We start from the raw sequence: 5,252 nt of genomic DNA, 5'->3' as shown, positions 1-5,252 counted from the left end.
CCGGTGATCGTCAAGGGCCACTCCGCCCACCCCGGCACCTCCGAGCTGRTSGGCCGTGCGGTGCAGCAGGCCGTGGTGAAATGCGGATTGCCCGAAGGCGTGTTCTCGCTGCTGTTCGGCTCGGGCCGTGAGATCGGCCAGGCGCTGGCGGCGGATCCACGCATCCAGGCGGTGGGCTTCACCGGCTCCCGCAGTGGCGGCACCGCCCTGATGAAGACCGCCCAGGCGCGCCCGCAGCCGATCCCGGTCTACGCCGAGATGAGTTCGATCAACCCGGTATTCCTCATGCCCGAGGCATTAAAGTCACGCGGCGACAAGATCGCCGAAGGCTTCGTCGCCTCGATGAACATGGGCGCCGGCCAGTTCTGTACCAATCCGGGCCTGGTCATCGCCGTGAAGGGTCCCGAGCTCGATGCCTTCGTCGAGGCTGCGGGCGATGCGGTCAAGGGCAGCGCCGCCCAGACCATGCTCACCCCGGGCATCCATGATGCCTATCAGCAGGGAGTGGGTCGGCTGGCCGGCAACGACAAGGTCAAGGAAGTGGCCCGCGGTCAGGCCGGGGAATCGGCCCACCCGTGCCAGGCGGGGCTGTTCGTCACCTCGGCCCGGGACTTCCTCAATGACCCCGAGCTGCAGGAGGAGGTGTTCGGCGCCACCTCGCTGGTGGTCGAGTGTGCCGACCAAGGCGAGATTCACCAGGTGGCGGCCCAGCTCGAAGGCCAGCTCACCGCCACGCTGCAGATGGACGACGGCGACCTGGAGGCCGCGAAAGCGCTGCTGCCGATCCTCGAACGCAAGGCGGGCCGAATCCTGGCCAACGGCTGGCCCACCGGGGTGGAAGTGTGCCACGCCATGGTCCACGGTGGTCCCTACCCGGCCACTTCCGATAGCCGCACCACCTCGGTGGGCAGCGCGGCGATCTACCGCTTCCTGCGCCCGGTGTGCTACCAGGCGCTGCCCGGCGAGCTGCTGCCCGAGGCGTTGCGTGACGGAAACCCCTGGCGGGTGTCACGGCTGCTCGATGGCAAACCTGAGGCATGAACATGAACGCACTCATGACTAGAAACCTGCTTCCGCAGGATCTTGACGTCGCCCTACTGGTCGGCCGCGCGTGGCGTGACGCCACGCGTTCGAGAAAGGCCGGTCCCGCACTAATCGTGGTTCGGAGAGGCGAAGTCATTGATATTTCGTCCCATTGCAACTGCATGGCCGACCTCCTCGACCGCGACGATGCCGCCGATTTTGTCCGCACAATCGAGGGTGAGTCGCTGGGCCCGATCGAGGCGCTGCTGGAAAATTCGCTGGCTGAGCCACAGGCCACTCCCTACCTGCTCGCACCCTGTGACGTGCAGGCGATCAAGGCCTGTGGCGTGACCTTTGCAGTCAGCCTGCTGGAGCGGGTCATCGAGGAGCAGGCTGGCGGCGATGCCGCCAAGGCCAGCCAGCTGCGCGCCGAACTCAACGAGGTGATCGGCCAGGACCTGTCGCGCATTGCGCCAGGGTCCGACGAGGCCATGGCTTTGAAGTCGGCACTGCAGGCGCGTGGCGCCTGGTCCCAGTACATGGAGGTGGGCCTTGGCCCCGACGCGAGGTATTCACCAAGGCACAACCGTTTTCATCGGTGGGCTTCGGCGTTCGCGTGGGCCTGCACCCCTCTTCGCAATGGAACAACCCCGAGCCGGAGATCGTTCTGGCGGTAGATGCCAAGGGCGAGCCAAGGGGCGCCACTCTGGGCAACGACGTCAACCTGCGCGATGTCGAGGGGCGCAGCGCCCTGCTGCTGGGCAAGGCCAAGGACAACAATGCTTCCTGCGCCATCGGCCCATTCATTCGTCTGTTCGATGAACGCTTCACCCTCGACAGCGTTCGTCAGGCCCGGGTATCGCTGCGCATCGAAGGCGAGGACGACGATTTCCTTCTCGAAGGCGAGAGCGACATGCGCGAAATCAGTCGCGACCCGCTGGACCTGGTCCGGCAGACCATCGGTGCCCATCACCAGTACCCGGACGGCTTCATGTTGTTCCTTGGCACCATGTTCTCGCCGATTCAGGATCGCGACGGCGAAGGCCATGGCTTTACCCATCATATCGGCGACCGCGTCATCATCGCCACACCCTCGCTCGGTGCCCTGGTCAATCGTGTGGACCACTCCGACAAACTGCCACCGTGGACCTTCGGCATTCGCCAGTGGCTGGCACACCAGCGCTAGCGACTGACACGGGCAGAAAAAAACCCAGGCCGGTTACCCGGCCTGGGTTTTTGCGTCCTCGATCGCCTAAACGATCATGGGGACTTACGCCGTGTTACGGCGACGGATCGGGGCATCCCCATCCTGACGGCGACGCGGAGCACGCTCGGCAGTGGCACCGGCGTCTTCACTGATTTCCAGCGGACGACCGGCGACCTTGGCACGGGCCATCTTGTCGAGGATGCTGGCCGGCAGCGAGCTCGGCAGCTCCACCACGGAGAAGGCGTTGCGAATGTCGATGCGACCGATGCGGGCGCCTTCGATGCCCCCTTCATTGGCCAGGGCGCCGACCAGCTGACCCGCTTGACGCCATCCTTGTGACCCACGGCAACACGATAGCGGGTCATGCCCTCGCTGGGGCCACGCTCGCGACGTGCCGCCGGCTTGCCATCACGCGGCTCACGCTCGGTACGCTCCTTGCGCGGCGGCTGCATGCGACCGATGGGCGCTTCGTCGGCGCGGGCCATGGCGGCAAAGGCACAGGCCAGCTCGATCGGGTCATGCCCTTCGGCGACCAGACGCTCGATCAGTGCACGCTGCTCCTCGGCACCGGCCGTCAGCGCACCCTGGGTACGCAGGAAGAAGGCGTCATCCCGATGGGCGCGGATGGCGGCTTCGTCGGGGATCGGCATATCGGCCATGTGCTGACCGGTGGCCTGCTCCATCCAACGCACCTTGCGCATCTCGCGAGAGCCGACGAAGGTGATCGCGATGCCGGTGCGGCCCGCACGGCCGGTACGGCCGATACGGTGGGTGTAGGCCTCGCTGTCCTGGGGCAGGTCATAGTTGATGACGTGGGTGATGCGCGACACGTCGAGGCCGCGGGCGGCCACGTCGGTGGCGATCAGCACATCGACCTTGCCGCGCTTGAGGCGAGTGATGGTGCGCTCGCGCAGGCTCTGGTCCAAGTCACCGGAGAGGCTCGCCACGTTCACGCCGCGGGCGGAGAGCTGCTCCATCAGGGTGGTACAGGCAGCACGCGTCCGTACGAAGACGATGGCGCCATCGACCGGCTCGACCTCGAGGATACGCGACAGCGCTTCCAGCTTGGCACCGCCTTCGACACGCACCAGCCGCTGGTCGATGCTGGCGGCCGTACCGGCGCTGGCCTCGATGGCCACCTTGACCGGATCGACCAGGTAGCGATTGACGATACGCTCGATCTCGGTCGGCAGCGTCGCGGAGAAGAAGACCCGCTGGGCATCCTTGGGCGTATCGGCGACGACGCGCTTGACGTCGTCGATGAAGCCCATGCGCAGCATCTCGTCGGCTTCGTCGAGCACCAGGGCAGAGAGGCCGTCGAGCTTGAGGCTACCGCGATCCAGGTGATCAATGATGCGGCCGGGGGTGCCGACCACGACCTGGGCGCCGCGCTTCAGGGCACCCAGCTGCTCACGGTATTCCTGGCCGCCGCACAGGGTGGCGACTTCCAGGCCCTTGAGATTCTGGCCGTACTTGCTGAACGACATGGCAACCTGCTGGGCCAGTTCACGGGTCGGGGCCATGACCAGCACCTGGGGCTCACGACGGGTCAGCTCCAGCCGAGACAGAATCGGCAGTGCGAAGGCAGCGGTCTTGCCGGTGCCGGTCTGGGCCTGGCCCAGCATGTCACGCCCTTCCAGCAGTGCAGGAATGGTCTGCATCTGGATGGGGGAAGGAATCTCGTAGCCCAGTGTTTCCACAGCGGAGAGAACGGCAGGCAACAGAGCAAGATCGCCGAAGCTCGGCGAAGCGACAGAAGTCGAGGTCATCAATCACACCTTGGTAGGCCGGCAGGGGCCGGCAAAATCACATTGAGGCATCCCCGACGCAAAAGTACGGTCGGGCGCGCTGCGCTTATCGATGGCCATCATTGGCCGAAGGGCAGAGCGAGTCACGGTATCGGGGACGCCGGTCGCACCTGGCATCCGGTTCGCGCCCTGGGGCTTGCGAACCGCTAAGGCGACCTTTCTGCGCCGATGTCGCCGGTTGGCGGCATCTAATGGCGCTCCATCTTCACATCTCGGACACTGTCGGTAGATGACCGCAGGTCTCGGTGATTCGGCTCGGGCAACTTCAGCACCGGCGAATCGTCATGATGGCGGGGTCAGCACATGCGAGGAGGGCGCATGCTACCATCGGTGCATCTTCCTGGCCAGTACTTTCAACGCTAACGGTCATGTCACTCTCATCAAAGGAGCCTGCCAATGCCAACCCTGTGGGTCGATGCCGACGCCTGTCCCAAGGTCGCCCGCGACATCATCGTGCGCGCCGCCGAGCGCACCGACACCCCCACCTGGTTCGTGGCCAACCATACGATCCCGCTGCCGCCCTCGCGCTGCGTCAAGTCGCTGGCGGTGAGCCATGGCTTCGACGCCGCCGACAACGAGATCGTGGCCCGCATCGCCTCCGGCGACCTGCTGCTCACCTCCGACCTGCCGCTGGCCCTGGAGGCCATCGAAAAAGGCGCGGCGGTCATGACCACCCGCGGCGAAATGCTCGACAAGGGCAATATCAAGGCGCGGGTCCAGATGCGGGATTTCATGGAGACCCTGCGCGCCAGCGGCGAACACACCAGCGGGCCCAAGGGCTATAGCGACACCGACCGGCGCGAGTTCGCCAATGCGCTGGATCGCTGGCTGGCGAAGCAGAGGTAAGGAACGGGAAGGCGATTTCTCCTTTTTGGAGGAAGCTTCAGCTCACGACTGGAGGCGCTAGCCTCCCGGCGGTGTTGCTTGCGCGGGCGGTAACCACTGGCCTTGGAGCCTCCGCCGGGCGCCTAGCGGCGCCAGTCGCGATGCGGAGCAGCGCTCCAACAGCGATTCTATCTACCGACGGTGCCACGCCGCTGTCGGAGGAAGCTTCAGCTCCGGTCCGACGCATCGGCGACTGGAGGCTGCAAGCCTCCCGGCGGTGTTGCCAGCCGTTAGTGAACTTCCCCAACGCCGAGGCCTCCGCCGGCGCCTGGCGGCGCCAGTCGCGATGCAAAGCAGCGCTCCAACAAGGGATGGCATAACCGTGCTGT

General features: G+C 65.7%; 2 protein-coding genes and 2 pseudogenes. 3 read left to right on the top strand and 1 reads right to left on the bottom strand.

The features are described 5' to 3' along the window. On the top strand, positions 1 to 1,041 hold a 1,041-nt coding region (locus tag Q427_RS16110; RefSeq protein ID WP_043515773.1), incomplete at its 5' end, for an aldehyde dehydrogenase (NADP(+)). Positions 1,042 to 1,043: 2 nt separating this feature from the next. Then, a pseudogene (locus Q427_RS16105) lies at positions 1,044 to 2,209 on the top strand (fumarylacetoacetate hydrolase family protein). An 84-nt stretch (positions 2,210 to 2,293) separates the two neighbouring features. On the opposite strand, the pseudogene Q427_RS16100 reads toward Q427_RS16105, so the two are convergent. Then, positions 2,294 to 3,999 (bottom strand): annotated as a pseudogene (locus Q427_RS16100) (DEAD/DEAH box helicase). A 435-nt stretch (positions 4,000 to 4,434) separates the two neighbouring features. Here Q427_RS16100 and Q427_RS16095 point away from each other — a divergent pair. Then, complete coding sequence (locus Q427_RS16095; RefSeq protein WP_043515770.1) at positions 4,435 to 4,884, top strand: YaiI/YqxD family protein; 450 nt, start codon at positions 4,435 to 4,437, stop codon at positions 4,882 to 4,884. Positions 4,885 to 5,252: the final 368 nt, after the last annotated feature.

The organism is Halomonas sp. BC04 (assembly GCF_000568385.1).
Note: the sequence above shows the minus strand (reverse complement) of the source record. Positions and strands in the feature narration are given on the sequence as shown.